Here is a 19031-nt window from a genome sequence, read left to right on the forward strand (position 1 = left end):
ACCGACGCGTCCGGTTCTCTCCCGACCGCCGAAAGGCCCGCCACCCCATGCGCATCCTCGGAATCAACGCCCTCTTCCACGACCCCGCCGCCGCCCTGGTGATCGACGGGCGGACCGTCGCCGCCGCGGAGGAGGAGCGGTTCTCCCGGCGCAAGCACGGGAAGAGACCCTTGCCGTTCTCCGCCTGGGAGCTGCCCGAGAAGGCCGCCGCCTGGTGCCTGAAGCGGGCCGGGCTGCGCCCGCAGGACCTCGACGCGGTCACCTACTCCTTCGACCCGGCCCTCGCCCGGCCCGCCGAGGACATGGGCCTGGACGACCCGTGGGACCACCTGCGGCTGATCTACGCCCGTGAGGCGCCCGGCTTCCTGCGGACGGCCCTGCCCGGCCTCGCCCCCGGCATCGTCCGCTTCGTGCCCCACCACATGGCCCACGCCGCCTCCGGCGCCTTCGCCGCACCGGACGCCGGCGACTCCTCCGTCCTGGTCCTCGACGGCCGCGGCGAACGCGCCTCCCACCTGGCCGCCCGCCGGGTGGGGAACCGGCTGGAGGCGCTGCACGCCCAGGACCTGCCGCACTCGCTCGGCCTCGTCTACGAGGAACTCACCGAGCACCTCGGCTTCCTGCGCTCCTCCGACGAGTTCAAGGTGATGGCCCTCGCCTCCCACGGCACCCCGCGCATGCTCACCGAGCTGCGCCGCCACGTGTATCCCACCGGCGACGGCGGTTTCCACGCCACCGGCGTGCCGTGGCAGGAGCTGTGTGCGCCGCGCGGGCCCGACGAGCCGTGGACCCAGGACCACGCCGACGTCGCCGCCAGCGCCCAGGCCGTGCTGGAGGAGACGCTGCTCGACCTCGTGCGCTGGCTGCACGGCCGTACTCACGACCGGGTGCTCACGCTCGCCGGCGGCGTCGCCCTCAACTGCGTCGCCAACTCCCGTATCGCACGTGAGGGCCCCTTCTCGCGGGTGTGGGTGCAGCCCGCCGCCGGAGACGCCGGTACCGCCCTGGGCGGCGCCCTGCTGCTGTCCGCCGGCGAGGGCGACGAACCGGAGCCCATGACCGGCGCCGACCTCGGCCGGGACTGGTCCGACGCGGAGCTCGGAGCCTGGCTGAAGACGGCTGCCGTGCCCTTCGAACGGCCCCCGGACATCGCCGCCACCGTCGCCCGTGCCCTCGCGGACAACGCGATCGTCGCCTGGTTCCAGGGCCGCTCCGAATACGGCCCCCGGGCGCTCGGCCACCGCTCCCTGCTCGCCCACCCAGGGCACGCCGGCAACCTGGAACGGCTCAACGACGTCAAGGGCCGCGAGCAGTTCCGGCCCGTCGCCCCGATGGTCCTGGCCGACCGTGCCGCCGAGATCTTCGACGGGCCGCTGCCCAGCCCGTACATGCTGTTCGTGCACGATGTCGCCCCGGCCTGGCGGGACCGCATCCCCGCCGTCGTCCACGTCGACGGCACCGCCCGGATCCAGACCGTCGACCCGGCCCGCGAACCGCTGGTGGCCCGCATGCTCGGCGAGTTCGAGCACCTCACCGGGCTCCCCGTCGTCGTCAACACCAGCCTCAACACGGCCGGCCGGCCCATGGTCGACGATCCGCGCGACGCCCTGGAGTGCTTCGGCTCCTCGCCCGTGGACCTGCTGGCCATCGGCCCGTACGCCGTCCGCCGCGGCGACCTGTTCCGTTCCGAGGACGCCGGAGGCCTGCGATGACCGAGTCCGCCGCCCGCGCCCGGGACGCCGAGTACGCCGTCGTCGTCCCGACCCTCGGCCGGCCCAGCCTGCGCGTGTGCCTGCACGCCCTGGCCGAGGCGAGCGGGCCGGGGCCCGTCCGGGTGGTCGTCGTCGACGACCGGCCCGGCCCGGACCGCCCGCCCCTCACCGCCGACGTCCCGCCGTCCCTGCGCTCACGCACCCTCGTCGTACCCGGCGGGGCGCGCGGACCGGCCGCCGCACGCAACCTCGGCTGGCGGGCGGCCGGTGACGTGCCCTGGATCGTCTTCCTCGACGACGACGTCGTACCCGGGCCCACCTGGGGCGACGACCTGACGCTCGACCTGGCCGCGGCGACGGACCGGACCGCCGGGATCAGCGCCCGGATCGAGGTGCCGCTGCCCGCCGACCGCCGCCCCACCGACTGGGAACGCAACACGGCCGGACTCGCCGGCGCCCGCTGGATCACCGCCGACATGGCGTACCGCCGGGCCGCGCTCGCCGCCGTCGGCGGATTCGACGAGCGCTTCCGGCGGGCCTTCCGGGAGGACGCCGACCTCGCCCTGCGCATCCTCGACGCCGGCTGGACCCTCACCGGGGGCCGGCGCACCACCACCCACCCCGTGCGGCCGGCCGGGCGCTGGACCTCCCTCCGTCTCCAGGCCGGCAACGCCGACGATGTGCTGATGACCCGGCTGCACGGCCGCCACTGGTGGCGCCGGGCGCAGGCGCCCCGCGGGCGGCTGCCCCTGCACCTGGCCCTGACCGGTGCGGGGGTGACCGCGCTCGGCTGCGCCCTGCTCGGCCGGCACCGACCGGCCGGGGCCTGCGCCGCCGCATGGCTGGCCGGCACGGCCGAGTTCGCCCTGACCCGGATCCTGCCCGGGCCGCGCACCCGTGACGAGGTGCTCACCATGGCAGTGACCAGCGCGCTCATCCCGCCGACCGCGACCTGGCACTGGCTGCGCGGGCGGCTCACGCACCGCACGGCCCGGCCGCTCACCCCGCTCGGGACCGGCGAGCCGACACCCGCGCCCCGCCCGGCCGTCAGGGAACGGCTACGGTCATGACCCGCCCCACCGGCCCCTGGCTGCTCTCCGGGCGGAACGGGCCCACCTGCCTACGGCAGCCCCCGCACGACCCCGGCGGCCCGCTCCCCGCGGCTGTCCTCTTCGACCGCGACGGCACGCTCGTAGCCGACGTGCCCCACAACGGTGACCCGTCGCGGGTCGCGCTCATGCCCGGCGCGCGGGAGGCCGTCGACGCCGTGCGCGCAGCGGGGATTCCCGTCGGTGTCGTGACCAACCAGTCGGGCGTGGCCCGCGGCCTGTTGACTCCTCGCCAGGTCGAGGACGTACGCCTGCGCGTGGAGGAGCTGCTCGGGCCGTTCGCCGTCTGGGCCGTGTGCCCGCACGGGCCGGGGGAGGGCTGCGGCTGCCGCAAACCGGCCCCCGGCCTGGTACTGGCCGCGTGCCGCAGACTCGCCGTCCCGCCCGGACGCACCGTCGTCATCGGCGACATCGGGGCCGACGTGGAGGCCGCGCGCGCCGCCGGGGCCCGCGGCATCCTGGTCCCCACGACCGCCACCCGCCCCGAGGAGACCGCAGCGGCCGACACCACGGCAGCCGACCTGCTCGCTGCGGTCCGTCTCGCCCTCGACCCGGCCCCGGCCGGCACGCAGGCGGGACAGCCACGACGGGATCCCGGCACGGCGACGGGGGAGTGGCGGAGCATCCCGCCCGGGCCGGCCGGGGAACCGCGCCGTCACCGGGCCACGCCGGCGGCGGCACCGCGCGGCCACCCCGCCCTGCCGACGGGGGAGCCGCGATGAAGGCCTTCCGTTCCCGCGGCCGCCTGCCCCGGACCCTCGTCGTCCGTCTCGACAGCGCCGGAGACGTGCTCCTGGCCGGGCCCGCCGTGCGGGCCGTCGCGGCCGGGTCGTCGTACACCGTGCTGCTGTGCGGGCCGCAGGGCGCCGCGGCGGGGCGGATGCTGCCCGGGGCGGACGACGTGCTGACCTACGACGCCCCCTGGGTCGGGCTGGAGCCCCCGCCGGTCACCCGGAGGGCCACCCGGCGGTTGATGGAGACGCTCACGGCGGGCCGCTTCGACCGGGCGCTCGTCCTCGTGTCCTACCACCAGAGCCCGCTGCCGATCGCCCTGCTGCTGAGACTCGCCGGGATCGGCTGGACCGCTGCCGACAGCGAGGACTACCCGGGCGCGCTGCTCGACCTGCGCCACCGCAGACCGCCGCACCGCCACGAGGCCCTGGCCGCCCTCGACCTGGCACGCGCCGCCGGCTACACCCTTCCGCCCGGCGACGACGGCGGGCTGCGCGTCACACCGCCGCCCCGCACCCTCCACCTCACCGGCCCCGAGCCGTACGTCGTCGTCCACCCCGGCGCCGCCGTCCCCGCCCGGGCCTGGACCCCCGGCCGGGCGGCACGGGCCGTCGCCGTCCTGTCCGCCGAGGGATACCGGGTCGTCGTCACCGGAGGGCGCGCCGAGCGGGAGCTGACCGCGCGGGTCGCCGGGCGGCACGCCCTGGACCTCGGCGGCGCCACCGACCTGCCGCACCTGGCCGGAGTCCTCGCCGGGGCACGGGCCGTGGTGGCCGGGAACACCGGCCCGGCCCATCTCGCCGCCGCCGTCGGCACACCCGTCGTCAGTCTCTTCGCACCGGTCGTGCCGGCCGAACAGTGGGCCCCCTACGGCGTACCCCACGTCCTGCTCGGCGACCGCCGCGCAGCGTGCGCGGACACCCGGGCCCGGCACTGCCCGGTGCCGGGACACCCCTGCCTGGACGGCATCGGCGACGCCGAGGTGCTCGCCGCCGTGGCGGGCCTCACCGGCGACGCGGCGGACCAGGGAGAACAGACGGAGCGAGGAGCGGCCGTATGAACATCCTGCTGTGGCACGTGCACGGCTCCTGGACGACCGCGTTCGTCCAGGGCCCGCACACCTACGTCGTCCCCGTCACCCCGGGCCGCGACCCGGACGGCCTCGGACGGGCCCGCACCTTCTCCTGGCCCGCCTCGGTCCGCGAGGTCGCCCCCGGGGAACTCCGCGACACGCCCGTCGACCTGGTCCTCCTGCAACGCCCGCACGAGCTCGAACTGGCCGAACGCTGGCTCGGCGGACGCCGCCCCGGCCGGGACGTGCCCGCGCTGTACCTGGAGCACAACGCGCCCGACGGCGACGTACCGGACACCCGGCACCCGTGCGCCGACCGCGCCGACCTGACCATCGTGCACGTCACGCACTTCAACCGGCTGTTCTGGGACTGCGGCAGCACCCGCACCGAGGTCGTCGAACACGGCATCGTCGACCCCGGCCACCGCTACACCGGCCGGCTCGCCCGCGCCGCCGTCGTCGTCAACGAACCCGTGCGACGCGCCCGGTACACCGGCACGGACCTGCTGCCCGCCCTGGCCGACGCGGTACCGCTCGACGTGTTCGGCATGGGCACCGAGGGCCTGGCCGGCCACCTCGCCCTGCCACCCGACCGGTGCCGCACCGCCGACCTGCCGCAGAGCGAGCTGCACACGGCGCTGGCCGAACGCCGCATGTACCTGCACCCGGTGCGCTGGACCTCCCTCGGCCTGTCCCTGCTGGAGGCGATGCACCTCGGCCTGCCCGTCCTGGCCCTGGCGACCACCGGCGCCGTCGAGGCCGTGCCGCCCGGCGCGGGCACCCTCTCCACCCGCCCCGACGTCCTGGCCCGCGCCGCCCGCCGCTACCTCCACGAACCCGAGGCCGCGGCCGCGGACGGAGCCAGGGCCCGGCAGGCCGCCCTCGAACGCTACGGGCTCAAGCGCTTCCTGGCCGACTGGGAACGCCTGATCACGGAGGTGTGCTCATGACCCCGTCCCTCAGCCCCTTCCCCACCGGACCGCTCGGCGGCGACCCCCTCGACCCGGGCGTCCTTGCGATCGCGCTCGTCTCGGAGCACGCGAGTCCGCTCGCCGCGCTGGGCGGGGTCGACGCCGGCGGGCAGAACGTCCACGTCGCCTGCCTCGCCGGGGCGCTCGCCGACCGCGGTCACCGCGTCACCGTCTACACCCGCCGGGACGCGCCCGACCTGCCCTGCCGGGTGGAGCTGCGCGACGGCGTCGAGGTGCACCACGTCCCCGCCGGACCGGCCGAGCCGCTCCCCAAGGACGAACTCCTGCCGCACATGGGAGAGTTCGGCCGCTACCTGGAGCGCGGCTGGCGCACCCGGGCCCCCGACCTCGTGCACTCGCACTACTGGATGTCGGGCCTGGCCGCACTGCGCGCGGCCCGCGCACACGGGCTTCCCCTGCTGCACACGTACCACGCCCTCGGCACCGTGAAGCGACGGCACCAGCGCCTCGCCGACACCAGCCCGCCCGAGCGGATCCCCGGCGAGATCGAGGTCGGGCTGGGCTGCGACCGCGTCGTCGCCACCTGCCGGGACGAGGCCGCCGAACTGACCCGCATGGGCATACCCCCGCACAAGATCGGCATCGTGCCGTGCGGCGTCGACCCCGACCGGTTCACCCCCAGGGGCCCGGCCGCGCCGCGCGGCCCGTACCCGCACCGGCTGCTCCAGCTGGGGCGGCTGGTGCCACGCAAGGGCGCCGCGGTGGCCGTCGCCGCGCTGGCCCGGCTGCCCGGCACCGAGCTCGTCATCGTCGGCGGGCCGCCCGCGGACCGGCTCGACGACGACCCGGAGGTGCGCCGGCTGCGCGGCATCGCCCGGGACGCCGGCGTCGCCGACCGGGTCCGCTTCACCGGCGCCGTGCCCAGCGAGGACGTGCCGCCGCTGCTGCGCTCCGCCGACGTCGTGGTGTGCCCCGCCGACTACGAGCCCTTCGGCATCGTCCCGCTGGAGGCCATGGCGTGCGGCGTGCCCGTCGTGGCCAGCGCGGTCGGCGGGCAGCTCGACACCGTCGCCGACCCGGGCACCGGGCGGCTGGTGCCGCCCCGCGACCCGGAGGCCCTGGCCCGCGCCGTCGCCGGCCTGCTCGCCGACCCGGCGGCCCGCGAGGCGTGCGGGGCGGCCGGGCGCCGCCGGGTCCTGAGCCGCTACGGCTGGGGCCGGGTCGCCGCGGCCACCGAGGCCGCCTACTGCGAGGTCCTCGACGCCGAGCCCGCCGCGACGGGCGCCGGCTGAACCGATCCGTCCCCGACCCGCCGGCCGCGGCCGACGCCCGAAGACCGAAGGAGGTGCGGGTCCGCCACCGTCCACCGGGCGGCGGCACGCCCGAACAGCATGAGCGAACACCCTGCACACCCCGCGCTCGATGCCGCCCGCCTGCACTGCCGGTCACTGGAAGAGGCACTCGGCCGGTTCCGCTCCGACGGCCTCGAACAGATCGCGGACTGGGGCGGCCGGCTCGCCGACGTCCTCACCGGAGGCGGCCGGCTGCTCGCCGCCGGCAACGGCGGCAGCGCCGCCCAGGCCCAGCACCTCACCGCCGAACTGGTCGGCCGCTACCGCCAGGAGCGCCGCGCCTACTCCGCGCTCGCCCTGCACGCCGAGACGTCCAGCGTGACCGCCATCGGCAACGACTACGGCTTCGACCACGTCTACGCCCGCCAGGTCACCGCCCACGGCCGCCCCGGCGACATCCTGATGCTGCTGTCCACCTCCGGACGCAGCCCCAACCTCATCGCCGCGGCCGTGACCGCCCGGCAGGCCGGACTGTGCGTGTGGGCCCTCACCGGGCGCGGTCCGAACCCTCTCGCGGAAGCCGCCCACGAGGCCCTGTGCGTCGACGCCGGCAGCACCGCGAACGTCCAGGAGACCCACCTCGTCGCTGTCCACGTGCTCTGCGAGTGCTTCGACACGGCCGTGTCCACACCGCTCGCACGGCGCACGGTCCTCACCCACGGGAGCACCTCATGACCGGCTTGGAACCGCTCGCGGTCGTCGGGGACGTCCTCCTCGACGAGGACATCGAAGGCGTCTCCACCCGGCTCTCCCCGGACGCCCCCGCCCCCGTCGTCGACGTCACCGGCGACCGGCGCCACCCCGGAGGAGCCGGACTGGCGGCCGCCCTCGCCGCCCGCGGCGGCCGGGACGTCGTCCTGGTGACCGCGCTGGGCGACGACGACGCCAGCGAGGCCGCACGGCGTGACCTGCGCGGCCGGGTCCGGCTGCTGGAACTCCCGCTCAAGGGCACCCTGCCGGTCAAGACCCGGGTCCTCGCGGGCGGCCGGCCCGTCGTACGCATCGACCGGGGCGGCGGCACCCCCGGCGAACCCGGCGACGCGGTCCGGGAGGCCCTGGCGAACGCCCGCGCGATCCTGGTCGCCGACTACGGGCGCCACACCGCGGGAGCCCTGCGGCCTCACCTGGAGGACATCGCCCGCCGCACACCCCTGGTGTGGGACCCGCACCCCAAGGGTGACCCGCCCGTGCCCGGAGCCCGGCTGGTCACCCCCAACGCGGCGGAGGCACAAGCCCTGTACCCCGGCTCCGGAGGGACGTCACTGGGCGCGTACGCCGAGCGCGGGACACGGCTCGCGGAGCGCTGGCGTGCCGCGGGAGTCGCCGTCACTCTCGGTGACCGCGGGGTGCTGCTGGCCCGGCCCGGTTCCGGCACGCCGATGCTCGTCCCCGTGCCCTACCGGGCCGACGGCGACCCGTGCGGCGCGGGCGACTGCTTCGCCGCGACGACGGCGGCGGCCCTCGCCGACGGCCTGCTGCCCGAGGAGGCGCTGCAACGGGCGGTCGCCGAGGCCGCCGCGTTCGTCGCGGCCGGCGGCGCGGGCAACCCCGACCTGTGGCGGACCGAGCCGCCGCCCGGCCCCGCGGACGACGCGGCGACCGACGCGTTCGCCCTCGCGGAGAGCGTCCGGGCCCGCGGCGGCACCGTGGTCGCCACCGGCGGCTGCTTCGACCTGGTGCACGCCGGTCACGTCGGCCTGCTGGAGAGCGCGCGGCGGATCGGCGACTGCCTCATCGTGTGCCTGAACTCCGACGCGTCCGTCACCCGCCGCAAGGGCCCGGGCCGCCCGCTCAACCCGGCGGCGGACCGCGCCCGCGTCCTCGCCGCGCTCGGCAGCGTCGACGCCGTCGTGGTCTTCGAGGAGGACACCCCCGAGGCGGTACTGGCCCGGCTGCGCCCGGATGTCTGGGTCAAGGGCGGCGACTACTCCGTCCAGGACCTGCCCGAGGCGGAGGCGCTGCGCACCTGGGGTGGCCAGGCCGTCGTCCTGCCCTACCTCGACGGCCGCTCCACGACCCTGCTGACCCGCCGGGCGGCGAAGGCGGCCACGACGGCCCTGCGGCCGTCGGGCTCCTGAGGCCTGCGCTCAGGCCGCCGTGCTCAGCGCCGGCTGCCCGTGGACGTCGCCCTCCTCCGTCCGGATCACCACCGGCGTGGTGGCACGGCGCTGCCGCAGCAGGTAGCCCGCGCCGATCGAGCCGGCGATGAGCAGGCCGCCGGTGACGAGGGCGCCACGGGCGCCGGCCAGTTCCATGAGGAGGCCGAGTGCGGGCGGGCCGCCCAGGCTCCACACCGTGCCGATGCTGCCCCACACGCCCAGCACACGACCCCGCAGATGGGCGGGCGGGTCGGTCTGGAGCACCGCCGTGCCGGCGGTGTCGGAGACGGACTCCACCACCGCCATCGGCAGCACGAGCACGATCAGCACCGCGAGCGACGGCGACAGCCCCGCCACCACCTGGAGCAGCGCCCCGGCCGCCGCCAGCGCCCCCACGAGCCGCACCGACGGCCGGCGCAGCCGGGCGCCGAGGAGCGCGCCGAGGATGCCGCCGACGGCGAGCACGGTCGACACCGTGCCGAACGAACCGGCACCACCCGCGAGCGGCCCGGTGACGAGCACGGCCAGAGTGAGCCCGTAGTTGCGGCCGAACACCGCGCTGATCCCGGTCACCCCGGCGAGCGCCATCAGCCGCGGCCGGCGCGCGAAGAAGGCCAGCCCCTCGCGCACGGACATGTCCGAGCCGGTGCGCTTGGGGCCCGCGGCGACCTCCCGCACCGCTCCTGCGGCCGGCCGCAGGAACGGAATGACCGAGGCCACGAACAGGAACGACACGCCGTTCGCGAAGTACGCCGCGGACGTGCCGAGGAACCCGACCGCCACACCGGCCATGGCCGCTCCGACGAGCCGGCCGGACTGGTGCACCAGCGCCCCGACCCCGATGGCCGAGGGGACGTCCTCCGCCGGGACGAGATCGTTGCCCAGCAGCGCGCACGCCGGGTTGTCGACGGTCGCCACGACGCCCGTGAGGGCGGCCAGCACCATCAGGGAGGTCATGTCGAGCTTGTCCAGCGCCACGAGCACCGCCGTGGTGAAGGCGATCGCGCCGAGCAGCGCCTGGCTCACGGCGGCCGTCAGCTTGCGGGGCCACCGGTCGACGGCCGCGCCGCCGAGGACGCTCATCAGCAGGGCCGGGGCGGCCTGCACGGACATGGACAGCCCCGTGGCGGCGGCGGACCCGGTGATCTGGAGGACCAGCAGGTTCTGCACCGTGAGCTGCATCCAGGTACCGGCGTTCGACACGAAGTTCGCGGCGGACCACCAGCGCATGCTGCGGTAGCGCAGCGATCGCCAGGGCGAGCGCGAGACGGGCTGGGCAGGGGAGGGCGACGAAGACACAGTGCGGTACTCGCAAGACGAGTCGGAGGACTCAGGAGGAGGGGGACGAGGGGAACGAGAGACACCGGCTGCGCTGCGCGGTGGCTCCCCTCGCCGGGTACGGCGCCGACCATCGTGGCAGAGGGAACCCCCGAGTCGGTTCCGTCCACACCTCGTTCACTTCCCTCACATCTCCCAACCGCCTCCCGTCTCCGGGAACTTGGGGCCGCGAGTGTGGTTGATCACAGTTGTCGATCATGGACCTCGCCCGGGCCGCAGCACGTGACGGTGATCACAGAAGACAGCGAGAAGGGCCCGTCGCCTCGGCGACGGGCCCTTCTCGCTGTCTGGTCTACTCGGACTTGCCGCGCCCGGTCAGCGCGTCGCGCAGCCGGTCGACCATCCCGGTGCCCGGAGCCAGGAGCTTGTTGGCCGGAGGCTTGTCGGGGGCGGCCGGGTGCGGGCGGGTGGGGGCGGTCTTCTTCGCCTTCCGGACCTTCTCGCCCAGCTCGTTGAGCGTGTCCATCGGACAGGCCTGCCGCAGCGCGGGGAAGAGGTTGCCCTCCTCGTCGGCGATGTGCGAGCGGATCTCGCTCATCAGCATGCCCATGAGCCGGTCGAAGTCGGCGTCGCCCGCGTCACAGCCCTCCAGGTCCTTCATGATCCGCTCGGCGGTGGCGTGGTCATCGAGCTCCCGGTCGGCGAGCGTGTCCCCGTTGGCCACGTGCTCGCGTACGGCCGGGTAGAGGTAGGCCTCCTCGGCCACCGAGTGCCGCACCAGCTCGATCGTCACCTGGTCGGCGTACATCTTGCGGTCCTTGTGACCGGACGGCAGCCCCTCGATCTTGCCGAACATCTCCTCGACTTCGCGGTGATCGGTCACCAGCTCGTCGATGACGTTTCCTCCGTGTCCCATGTCCTTCACCTCCAGCCCTCGGGTCCCCAGGGCCCCAGAGGGCTAACGCGCGGTCCCAGTGCCCCCCTTTGATGGCTCATCCCGGGAGCTTGGCCCGGACCCGCCCGGCCGCCGCGGCCGGGCCCGAGGTGGCGCGGACGGAGCGCCGCACCAGGCCGGCGTCCCGCCGCAGGTCACGGGCGGCGTGGCTGCCACGCCACAGCACCGAGGGACGGGCACCGGTGTCGTCCGCGGCGATCAGCAGCCCGCCCAGCATGGACATGTTCTTGAAGAAGTGGATCCGCTGCTCGGCCCGCTCCGAAGGATCCTCGGCCTCCCAGAAGCGGTGCCCCGCCAGTGTCGTCGGCACCAGCGTGGCCGCGATGGCCAGCGCGGCCGGACGCGGCATCCGCCCGGTGGCCAGCATCAGCCCGGCCACGACCTGTACGGCGCCGTTCAGCCGTACGACCTGCTCGGTGCGGTCGGGCAGGGCCGAGACGCGTTCGGTGACCGGTTGTACGACAGGCTCGGCGGCCGGGGCGACGGCCTTCGGGTCGCGGACGGAGTTCAGGCCGCCCGAGAGGAACATCGAGGCCAGCATGGGACGGCCGAGCACGCGCAACAGACTCATGGCCCTCTCCAGAGTGTCGGTGGGTACAGCGCTCGCCGGGTTCCCCACCCGGGGCCGAAGCACTCACCCGGTTCGCGCCGCCCGGTGCCGCGCCCAGGCCTCCTCGCGCAGCTCCTCGGACAACAGCACGTCCACGGCGGTGCACGCGAGGGCCTGAGTGGCGGCGACCAGCACCTCGCGGGCCCGGGGAGAGGCGGCGGCCTCGGCGAACTCCGGCGTGTGGTCGGAGCCGTCCTCGTCCATGATCGCCACGAACGGGTGGATGGCGGGCACCCGCGTACTGACGTTGCCGATGTCGGACGACCCCAGGTACACGCCGGGCACGGGCGGTGACAGGGGGATCCCGGCCCGGGACAGATGCGCGGCGAACCGCTCGGACAGCGCCTCGCTGTCCCGGAAGTGCTCGTAGCGCACGGTGGCCCGCTCCACCTCGGCGGTCGTGCCCGTGGCCCGGGCCACACCGCCGGCACACTCCCGCAGCTGCTCCGTGAGGTCCTCCAGCGCCCGCGTCGTGGCCGCGCGCAGACCGAACAGGCCCTCGGCGTACTCCGGGACGATGTTCGTGGCGGTGCCGCCCTGGGTGACGATGCCCTGCACGTGCGAGCCTTCCGGCAGCCGCCGCCCCAGCACGGCCAGCACGTTGAACAGTTCCACCAGCGCCGCGAGCGCGTCGATGCCCTCCGTCGGATTGCCCGTGGGGTGCGCGGCCCGGCCGTGGAAGGCCACCCGGTACTGCACCTGCGCGGTCAGCGGCGCCCGCACCCAGTCGTGGACGCCCGGATGGAACATCAGCGCCGCGTCGACGCCGTCGAACACCCCCGCCTCCACCTCCAGGGCCTTGCCACCGCCGCCCTCCTCGGCGGGTGTGCCCACCGCCAGCACCGACCCGGCGGACTCCTCCGCCACGGCCCCCACCGCCAGCGCGGCTCCCAGCCCCGCTGCCGCGATGAGGTTGTGGCCGCACGCGTGGCCGAGGCCGGGCAGGGCGTCGTACTCCAGCAGCAGCGCCACGGCGGGCCGGCCCCGGCCCGAGCGCGCGGTGAACGCCGTCGGCATCCCCGCCACCCCGCGTTCCACGAGGAAACCGGCCGCCTCCAGCTCACCCGAGAGCAGGGCAGCCGCCCGGTGCTCGGTGAAGGCGTACTCGGGCTCGGCGTGCAGCCGCGAGGCCACGCCCCACAACGCGTCGGCCCGCGCCGCCACCTCCTCACGAACGGCCTGGTGTACGTCGTCGAGCGTGCGCTCCACAGGGGCCTCCCGGGCGTCGACTGCGGTGAGTCCCTGACCGGGTTCTCCGCCCGGTGGGGCGACACCCGCCGCGTTTCGGCCGGTGTGACCGTGCCCTGGGCCGGGCGCCGCACGGTGCCGCGGCAGCACCGCGTTTCGACCCGTCCCCGAGTGCAACACGGTCGGTGTACCCGCCGGGCCACGACAGCGTGGACGCCGCGGCGGTGGCCGGGCGGGCCGGACCTGGGAGGAACCATGGACCACTCGCGCGTGCCGGTCCTGGAGGCGCTGGAGGACTTCCGGCGCCGCGGCGACATCGCCTACGGCCCGCCGGGCCACAAGCAGGGCAGGGGAGTGGACCCCCGGGTGGCCGAGATCGTCGGACTCGACGTGTTCCGTTCCGACGTGCTCTCCCTCAACGGCCTCGACGACCGCCGCCAGTCGCAGGGCGTCCTCAGCCGGGCGCAGGAGCTCATGGCGGACGCGGTCGGCGCCGAGCACGCGTTCTTCTCCACCTGCGGCAGCTCCCTGTCCGTGAAGACGGCCATGCTGGCCGTGGCAGGCCCGGGCGAGAAGCTGCTGCTGTCGCGCAACGCCCACAAGTCCGTCATCGCGGCCGTCGTCGTCAACGGCGTCGAGCCGATCTGGGTGCACCCGAAGTTCGACACCGAACGGCACGTGGCCCACCCGCCCGAGCCCGATGACGTCCGCCGTCGCCTGCGGGAACACCCGGACGCCAAGGGCATGCTGCTCATCACCCCGACCGACTGGGGCTCCTGTGCGGACATCGGGGGAGTGGCCAGGGTGTGCCACGAGTTCGGGGTGCCCGTCATCGTCGACGAGGCCTGGGGCGCCCATCTGCCGTTCCACCCCGCCCTGCCCGCCTGGGGCATGGATGCCGAGGCCGACCTGGTGGTGACCAGCGTGCACAAGATGGGCGGGGCCGTGGAACAGAGCTCCGTCTTCCACCTCCAGTACGACCGCGTCTCGCCCGAGGCCCTGAAACAGCGGGAGGACCTGCTCGGCACCACCAGCGCCTCCTCCCTCGTGTACGCCACGCTCGACGGCTGGCGCCGCCAGATGGTCGAACAGGGATACGAGCTCCTGGAAACGGCCATCCGCCGGGCCGAACGCGTCCGGGCGGCGGTCGCCGACCTGCCGGGGCTGCGGCCCATGGGCCGGGAGGTCGTGGAGGAGGGGCTCGCCGCCGACCTCGATCCGCTCAAGCTCGTCATCGACGTACGGAAGCTCGGCATCAGCGGGATGCAGGCCGCGGAGTGGCTGCGCACCCACCGCCACGTGGACGTCGGCGGCTCGGACACCTGCCGCATCAGCGCCTCGATCACCCAAGCGGACGACGACCGGACCGAGACGGTCCTGGTGGACGCCCTGGCCGCGCTCGTCGAGCGGGCGGACACCATCGAGCGGCGGCCGCCTGTCCACCTGCCCGAGCCCTCGGCACTGGAGCTGGAGCAGGCGATGCTGCCCCGCGAGGCGTTCTTCGCCCCGGTCGAGCGCGTGCCCGCCGAGCGGGCCGCGGGACGGATCGCCGCGGAGATGATCAGCCCCTACCCGCCGGGCGTGCCCGTGGTGGCGCCCGGCGAGGTCGTCACCGACGAGGTCCTGGACTACCTGCGCAGCGGTGCCGATCACGGCGTCCTCATCCCTGACGCGGCGGACTCCTCCGTCCGCACCCTGCGGGTCGTCGCACGCGGCTGAGCCGCATCGGACGTTCCGGCGTCGATCACCGGCAGCGCTGTAACTCATGTGCGAGATGTTGAATATGTTATGGAAATAAACTGATGGGTAAGTTGGCATGATTTGTCCCCATCAGGTGCACTAGAGGAGAAAGCATCCGCTTCTCCAAGGAGATGGTGCAATGACTTCCACCGAGAAGTTCACCGAAGAACTGACGGGCATCCAGAGTGCCGACATCGAGGCGGCACTCGACCCGGCAGAAACCGACGGTATCTACCGCGACAGCCGTGAGTGCGCCGCACTCGCGCTGTTCAAGGGCGGATACGGTCTGCTCCTTTCGCCGCCCACCCCGCGCCCCAAGAAGGGTTGAGTGGATCGACTGGAGTGACCATGGAGCAGTCAGGCACTTCGTCCCTCTTGCAGGACGCGGTGCAGGAACTCGCTTCCGGCGTGGTCTCCGCTCTTCGGAGCGGAGACCACGCTCGTGCGGCCGCCCCCGCGGCCGCCGACGGGGGAGCGAAGGACCTCACCCTCGCGGCCGTACGGGTGCTGGGAGCCGACGCGTTGCTGCCGAGCACCCTGCTGCGCGTCCCGCCCCTGCCCGACGAACTCGCCCGGTTCCGGCAGGCCGTGGAGGCCTACCCGCCCGCCGCCGGCGCCGCCCCCACCGTCGCGTGGAGCCACTGGGCCATGCGGCGTACGCTGCGACGGCTCGACCCGGGCCGCGCCGACGCCGAGTACGAAGAACCGGACGCCACCTGGCTGGAGGGCGCCACCTGGCCCGTCCTGACACACCAGCTCGCGGTGCTGGCCGCCCTCGCCCTGCCCGACGAGGACTGCGCGGTCGCCCGCGCGGCCGCGCAGCGTCCGGTCGACGTCGCCCGGGGTTTCGTGCGCGCGGTACGCCGCAGGGACTGGCGGCAGGCAGCCGGCGCCGGACGCTGGCTGACCCTCCTGGACGGCGTACCCCGGACGCTGGGACTCGAGAACGGCCTGGACTTCGTGCAGCTGATGGGCGGCCAGGACCCGCTCGTGGCCCTGCAAGTGCGGGCGGCGCGGCTGACCCGGACGGGAGCGTTCGTGTGAGCAGGGCACGGGGGACACGGCAGATCGCCGAGGACGCCCTGGCGTGGGTGTCCGCCCAACGCGCGCACTTCGCACTGGGTGAGGACGCGCTCGCCCCGGACGGGCAGGTGAACCGCAGTTGGAAGCCGCTCGGAGAACTGGCCCAGGTGTGCGCGACCGTGTCCCGGCACACCGCGCCACCGGATCCGCTCCACGCGTGCGCGGCCGACCTGATGGCCTTCGCGTGGCAGCAGACCGGCCGGGGAGAGCTGTTCGTGCGCCTGCAACGGCTGGAGCCCTTCGCCACCTACCCGTTGGAGGTGTACGCCGCCATGGCCGCGGCGGGCCTGCGGCACCCGGGCTACGAGGCGGCCACCGCCACGGTGGCCCGCACCCGGAGCTGGCAGCTGACCGAACAGGAGCCCACCCGGCGGCTCGGCGTCCTGAACGCCGAGACCCGCAGTGGCATCCGGGAATCCGACGCCATGCCACAGGCGCTGCGGCGCACCTGGCTGGCCGGGCTGCCCGAGCCCTGGACCTTCGAGGCGTCCTCGGGCTACTCCCTCACCCATGTGGTCTTCCACCTGACCGACTGGGGACGCGCCGGGCCCGGGGGCCTGCCGCCGGACCTGGCCGACTACCTCGCCGACTGGCTGCCGCCCTGGCTCGACACGTGTCTGGACGCCGGGATGTGGGACCTCGGCTGCGAGTTGCTGGCCGTGGCGGCGAGCCTGCCCCTGCTGCCCGACCGAGATGTCCTCGACGAAGCCTGGGCGCGGGTCGCGGCGGTACAGCACCCCTCGGGCGCGATCCCGGAGCAGGGGAGCGGCACGGGCCACGACAGCGGCCCGGACTTCCTCTCCCACTACCACCCCACCCTCATGGGCGCCTTCGCGGCGACCCTGACCATCGGGCGGCTCGACGACGGAGCCCGGGCGGGCACGCACCACCGGCCGGGCGGACAAGGAGTGCTGGGATGACCGACACCCGCCTGATCCACAACGTCGGAGCCGGCGCGCTGGAATGGCTGTGGGCCCATCGCGACGGCTTCCAGCTGGAACCCGACGTCGACCCGGAGGTCGGCTTCCTGGAGCGCTTCAAGCCCATCGGCGAACTCGCCATGATCTGCAAGGTGCTCTTCCGCGAAGGTGTCGCGGGATCGCGCCAGGCGCAGCTGGCCCGGCAACTCCTCGACCACGCCTGGCGCGAGACGCTGGACGGCGGCCGCATGCTGGTGCGGGGGCAGCTGACGGAGCCGCTGTCCCCCATCCCGTTCGAGGTCTACCTGCCCTTCAGGGAACTCGGCTACAGCCAGCCCGACATCGAGCGGGCAGCAGTCCTGAACCACCGGTTGGACAGCTGGGTGGCGTTCGAGGCGACCCCCACCCGGCGGCTCGGTCTGTCCGCCTTCCAGCGCCGGTTCGGTCTCACGCCCAGGCCGCCGGAAGCCGAACTGCGGGACACGACCTGGCTGGCCCGCACCCCCGAGCCGTGGACCGTGGAAGGGCACATCGCCTACGACGTCACGCACAACGTCTTCCACCTGACCGACTGGGGGGAGAGGCCGGACGGCCTGCCGCCCGGCACCGCGGACTACCTCGCGACCTGGCTGCCGGTCTGGATCGACGACTGGCTGGACCTGGAACGCTGGGACCTGCTCGGCGAACTCCTGGTGGTCGACGCGTGCCTGCCCCGCCCCACCCTGGACGAACGGGCGTGGGAGGGCTTCGCCGCCGCACAACAGCCCGACGGGGCCATGCCCGCCCTGCGGACGATGCCCGAGGGCACCCCCGACGAGGTGTTCGACATCGTCTACCACCCGACCCTGGTCGCCGCCTACGCCTCGGTCCTGGCCACCTCCCGGTCCCTGTCCCTGCTGGCCCAGGCCTCATGACGACCCGTCGGCACACACCTTGGCCCGGCGAACCGCTCGACACACCGAGGGGCCGGGCCCCGGGCCTGCGGGCCCGGTCGGCGGACGAGTCTCCGCCGCTTCGCGACACGGCGACGGACGAGCCGGCGACCCCCGCAACGGCCCCTGCGGCCACGGCCCGCCATACCACTGCCCGGCGCGCCCCTCGGCCGGCTGTATCCCCGGACGACGGCCCGCTCGCCGAGCGGCTCGCGGACGCCGTCACCGCCTCCGACGCCCCGGACGTCGTCTTCGCCCTCTCCCGGCACGGCCGCCGCACCGTCCTGAGCGGCGGTACCGCCCCGACTCCGCCCCGTCCCCGCGAGGACCTGCGCTACGAGACCGGTTCGGCCGCCAAGACGTTCACCGGCCTGCTGCTGGCCCGGCTGATCCACAGCGGCGAGTTGTCCGGCGGTGAACCGGCCGCCGCCCTGCTGGACAGGGGACGGCCGACGGGTGCGGACCCCGTGACGCTCGCCCACCTGATCACCCACACCTCCGGGCTGCCCGCCCTGCCGGCCGGCTTCTACCTCCGGGGCCTGCCCGCCTGGCACACCAACCCCTACGCCCGTTTCTCCGCAGACCGGGTCGTGGACGCCTTCCTGCGCCACCGGCCCCGCCACCGCCCCGGCACCCGCTGGCGCTACTCCAACTACGGCGTCGCCGTGCTCGGACAAGCACTCGCCGCCGCGACCGGCACACCGTGGGAGGACCTGCTCACCGGCCGGATCCTGCGCCCGCTCGGCCTGAGGGGCACGGCTCTGCGGGCGGACGACTCCGGCTCCGACGCCCCGGGACACGGCAAGGACGGCGTCTCATCCGTGCCCCCGTTCGACGCCGGGGGCTTCGAGGCGGCGGGTGCCGTGCGGGCCACGCCGCACGACCTGCTCACCTTCATCGAAGCTCACCTGGACCCCGCCGGAGCACCATCGCAGCTGGCCGCCGCCCTGCGCGCGGTGTGCCGTCCCGTGCTCCGCCGGGGCATCGGGCACCGGCACGTCCACACCATCGCCTGGTTCCGTCACCCGACCGACGGCGGGCCCATGTACTTCCACAGCGGTGCGACGCTCGGCCAGCAGGCGTTCCTGGGCTTCCGCCCGGACACCGGCACGGCCCTGGCCGCGCTGTGCACCCGCCGCTTCCGCGCCCACGACCCGTTCCTGGCCGCGGCGTACGCACTGCTGGCGGAGGACGAGTAGCGAGGACTGTCCGGCGGCCCCCCCCCCCGGGGGGGGGGGCGGGGCGGGCCGGCCCCCCGGCGCCCCCCCCGCCCCAGGGGGCGCGCCCGGGGGGGGGGCCCCCCCCCCCCCGGCCCGG

General features: G+C 75.0%; 18 protein-coding genes. 14 read left to right on the top strand and 4 right to left on the bottom strand.

Features of this window, described 5'->3' with window-relative positions; all coding sequences use genetic code 11:
• Nucleotides 1–47: 47 nt before the first annotated feature.
• The 8 genes from ACH4G3_RS40210 (at nucleotide 48) to rfaE2 (ending at nucleotide 8987) form a co-directional block, all read left to right on the top strand.
• A complete protein-coding gene (locus ACH4G3_RS40210; RefSeq protein WP_397629110.1) occupies nucleotides 48–1712 on the top strand; it encodes a carbamoyltransferase family protein in 1665 nt (554 codons plus the stop codon).
• Nucleotides 1709–2782 carry a glycosyltransferase family 2 protein gene (locus ACH4G3_RS40215; protein ID WP_397629111.1) on the top strand — a complete coding sequence of 358 codons (1074 nt, stop codon included), beginning with the start codon at nucleotides 1709–1711 and terminating at the stop codon, nucleotides 2780–2782. Before ACH4G3_RS40210 ends, ACH4G3_RS40215 begins: the two co-directional genes overlap by 4 nt.
• Entirely contained in the window at nucleotides 2779–3543 is a 765-nt protein-coding gene (locus tag ACH4G3_RS40220; protein WP_397629112.1) for a D-glycero-alpha-D-manno-heptose-1,7-bisphosphate 7-phosphatase, read from the top strand. The genes ACH4G3_RS40215 and ACH4G3_RS40220 overlap by 4 nt, the downstream gene beginning before the upstream one ends.
• The gene (locus ACH4G3_RS40225) at nucleotides 3540–4613 is read left to right on the top strand and encodes a glycosyltransferase family 9 protein (RefSeq protein WP_397629113.1); all 1074 of its coding nucleotides are present in this window, start codon (nucleotides 3540–3542) and stop codon (nucleotides 4611–4613) included. Before ACH4G3_RS40220 ends, ACH4G3_RS40225 begins: the two co-directional genes overlap by 4 nt.
• Nucleotides 4610–5575 (top strand): glycosyltransferase, encoded by a 966-nt coding sequence (locus ACH4G3_RS40230; protein ID WP_397629114.1) that lies wholly within the window; start codon nucleotides 4610–4612, stop codon nucleotides 5573–5575. The genes ACH4G3_RS40225 and ACH4G3_RS40230 overlap by 4 nt, the downstream gene beginning before the upstream one ends.
• Nucleotides 5572–6849, top strand: coding sequence for a glycosyltransferase (locus ACH4G3_RS40235; protein WP_397629115.1), 1278 nt, complete (start codon nucleotides 5572–5574; stop codon nucleotides 6847–6849). Before ACH4G3_RS40230 ends, ACH4G3_RS40235 begins: the two co-directional genes overlap by 4 nt.
• 99 nt (nucleotides 6850–6948) lie before the next feature.
• Nucleotides 6949–7584, top strand: coding sequence for a D-sedoheptulose-7-phosphate isomerase (locus tag ACH4G3_RS40240; protein ID WP_397629116.1), 636 nt, complete (start codon nucleotides 6949–6951; stop codon nucleotides 7582–7584).
• On the top strand, nucleotides 7581–8987 hold the full coding sequence (rfaE2, locus tag ACH4G3_RS40245; protein ID WP_397629117.1) for a D-glycero-beta-D-manno-heptose 1-phosphate adenylyltransferase: 1407 nt from the start codon (nucleotides 7581–7583) through the stop codon (nucleotides 8985–8987). The genes ACH4G3_RS40240 and rfaE2 overlap by 4 nt, the downstream gene beginning before the upstream one ends.
• 9 nt (nucleotides 8988–8996) lie before the next feature.
• Here the strand turns inward: rfaE2 and ACH4G3_RS40250 are convergent, their stop codons facing one another.
• The 4 genes from ACH4G3_RS40250 to ACH4G3_RS40265 all read right to left on the bottom strand — a co-directional run bounded on the left by ACH4G3_RS40250 (nucleotide 8997) and on the right by ACH4G3_RS40265 (nucleotide 13060).
• Nucleotides 8997–10307 (bottom strand): MFS transporter, encoded by a 1311-nt coding sequence (locus tag ACH4G3_RS40250; protein ID WP_397629118.1) that lies wholly within the window; start codon nucleotides 10305–10307, stop codon nucleotides 8997–8999.
• A gap of 331 nt (nucleotides 10308–10638) precedes the next feature.
• Entirely contained in the window at nucleotides 10639–11202 is a 564-nt protein-coding gene (locus ACH4G3_RS40255) for a hemerythrin domain-containing protein (protein ID WP_397629119.1), read from the bottom strand.
• Between the two features lie 76 nt (nucleotides 11203–11278).
• Nucleotides 11279–11812 (bottom strand): DoxX family protein, encoded by a 534-nt coding sequence (locus ACH4G3_RS40260; RefSeq protein WP_397629120.1) that lies wholly within the window; start codon nucleotides 11810–11812, stop codon nucleotides 11279–11281.
• Between the two features lie 63 nt (nucleotides 11813–11875).
• Nucleotides 11876–13060: an amidohydrolase gene (locus ACH4G3_RS40265; protein ID WP_397629121.1), complete on the bottom strand. Its 1185-nt coding sequence runs from the start codon at nucleotides 13058–13060 to the stop codon at nucleotides 11876–11878.
• Between the two features lie 234 nt (nucleotides 13061–13294).
• On the opposite strand from ACH4G3_RS40265, the gene ACH4G3_RS40270 reads away from it, so the two are divergent.
• The 6 genes from ACH4G3_RS40270 (at nucleotide 13295) to ACH4G3_RS40295 (ending at nucleotide 18913) form a co-directional block, all read left to right on the top strand.
• The gene (locus ACH4G3_RS40270) at nucleotides 13295–14758 is read left to right on the top strand and encodes an aminotransferase class I/II-fold pyridoxal phosphate-dependent enzyme (RefSeq protein WP_397629122.1); all 1464 of its coding nucleotides are present in this window, start codon (nucleotides 13295–13297) and stop codon (nucleotides 14756–14758) included.
• Between the two features lie 160 nt (nucleotides 14759–14918).
• Nucleotides 14919–15107 carry a hypothetical protein gene (locus ACH4G3_RS40275; RefSeq protein ID WP_020270673.1) on the top strand — a complete coding sequence of 63 codons (189 nt, stop codon included), beginning with the start codon at nucleotides 14919–14921 and terminating at the stop codon, nucleotides 15105–15107.
• Nucleotides 15108–15127: 20 nt separating this feature from the next.
• Nucleotides 15128–15823 carry a hypothetical protein gene (locus ACH4G3_RS40280; RefSeq protein ID WP_397629123.1) on the top strand — a complete coding sequence of 232 codons (696 nt, stop codon included), beginning with the start codon at nucleotides 15128–15130 and terminating at the stop codon, nucleotides 15821–15823.
• Nucleotides 15820–16782, top strand: coding sequence for a DUF6895 family protein (locus ACH4G3_RS40285; protein ID WP_397629124.1), 963 nt, complete (start codon nucleotides 15820–15822; stop codon nucleotides 16780–16782). Before ACH4G3_RS40280 ends, ACH4G3_RS40285 begins: the two co-directional genes overlap by 4 nt.
• A complete protein-coding gene (locus tag ACH4G3_RS40290; RefSeq protein ID WP_397629125.1) occupies nucleotides 16779–17696 on the top strand; it encodes a DUF6895 family protein in 918 nt (305 codons plus the stop codon). Before ACH4G3_RS40285 ends, ACH4G3_RS40290 begins: the two co-directional genes overlap by 4 nt.
• Nucleotides 17693–18913, top strand: a complete 1221-nt coding sequence (locus ACH4G3_RS40295; protein ID WP_397629126.1) for a serine hydrolase domain-containing protein — start codon at nucleotides 17693–17695, stop codon at nucleotides 18911–18913. The genes ACH4G3_RS40290 and ACH4G3_RS40295 overlap by 4 nt, the downstream gene beginning before the upstream one ends.
• The last annotated feature ends 118 nt before the right edge of the window (nucleotides 18914–19031 follow it).

Origin of the sequence: Streptomyces afghaniensis, assembly GCF_044327915.1 — a bacterium.
Classification (GTDB): domain Bacteria; phylum Actinomycetota; class Actinomycetes; order Streptomycetales; family Streptomycetaceae; genus Streptomyces; species Streptomyces afghaniensis.

Bases quoted from the DNA above. Each gene is read 5' to 3' on its own strand.
- ACH4G3_RS40210 (WP_397629110.1), top strand. From the start codon at position 48: ATGCGCATCCTCGGAATCAACGCCCTCTTCCACGACCCCGCCGCCGCC.
- ACH4G3_RS40215 (WP_397629111.1), top strand. From the start codon at position 1,709: ATGACCGAGTCCGCCGCCCGCGCCCGGGACGCCGAGTACGCCGTCGTC.
- ACH4G3_RS40220 (WP_397629112.1), top strand. From the start codon at position 2,779: ATGACCCGCCCCACCGGCCCCTGGCTGCTCTCCGGGCGGAACGGGCCC.
- ACH4G3_RS40225 (WP_397629113.1), top strand. From the start codon at position 3,540: ATGAAGGCCTTCCGTTCCCGCGGCCGCCTGCCCCGGACCCTCGTCGTC.
- ACH4G3_RS40230 (WP_397629114.1), top strand. From the start codon at position 4,610: ATGAACATCCTGCTGTGGCACGTGCACGGCTCCTGGACGACCGCGTTC.
- ACH4G3_RS40235 (WP_397629115.1), top strand. From the start codon at position 5,572: ATGACCCCGTCCCTCAGCCCCTTCCCCACCGGACCGCTCGGCGGCGAC.
- ACH4G3_RS40240 (WP_397629116.1), top strand. From the start codon at position 6,949: ATGAGCGAACACCCTGCACACCCCGCGCTCGATGCCGCCCGCCTGCAC.
- rfaE2 (WP_397629117.1), top strand. From the start codon at position 7,581: ATGACCGGCTTGGAACCGCTCGCGGTCGTCGGGGACGTCCTCCTCGAC.
- ACH4G3_RS40255 (WP_397629119.1), bottom strand. From the start codon at position 11,202: ATGGGACACGGAGGAAACGTCATCGACGAGCTGGTGACCGATCACCGC.
- ACH4G3_RS40260 (WP_397629120.1), bottom strand. From the start codon at position 11,812: ATGAGTCTGTTGCGCGTGCTCGGCCGTCCCATGCTGGCCTCGATGTTC.
- ACH4G3_RS40270 (WP_397629122.1), top strand. From the start codon at position 13,295: ATGGACCACTCGCGCGTGCCGGTCCTGGAGGCGCTGGAGGACTTCCGG.
- ACH4G3_RS40275 (WP_020270673.1), top strand. From the start codon at position 14,919: ATGACTTCCACCGAGAAGTTCACCGAAGAACTGACGGGCATCCAGAGT.
- ACH4G3_RS40280 (WP_397629123.1), top strand. From the start codon at position 15,128: ATGGAGCAGTCAGGCACTTCGTCCCTCTTGCAGGACGCGGTGCAGGAA.
- ACH4G3_RS40290 (WP_397629125.1), top strand. From the start codon at position 16,779: ATGACCGACACCCGCCTGATCCACAACGTCGGAGCCGGCGCGCTGGAA.
- ACH4G3_RS40295 (WP_397629126.1), top strand. From the start codon at position 17,693: ATGACGACCCGTCGGCACACACCTTGGCCCGGCGAACCGCTCGACACA.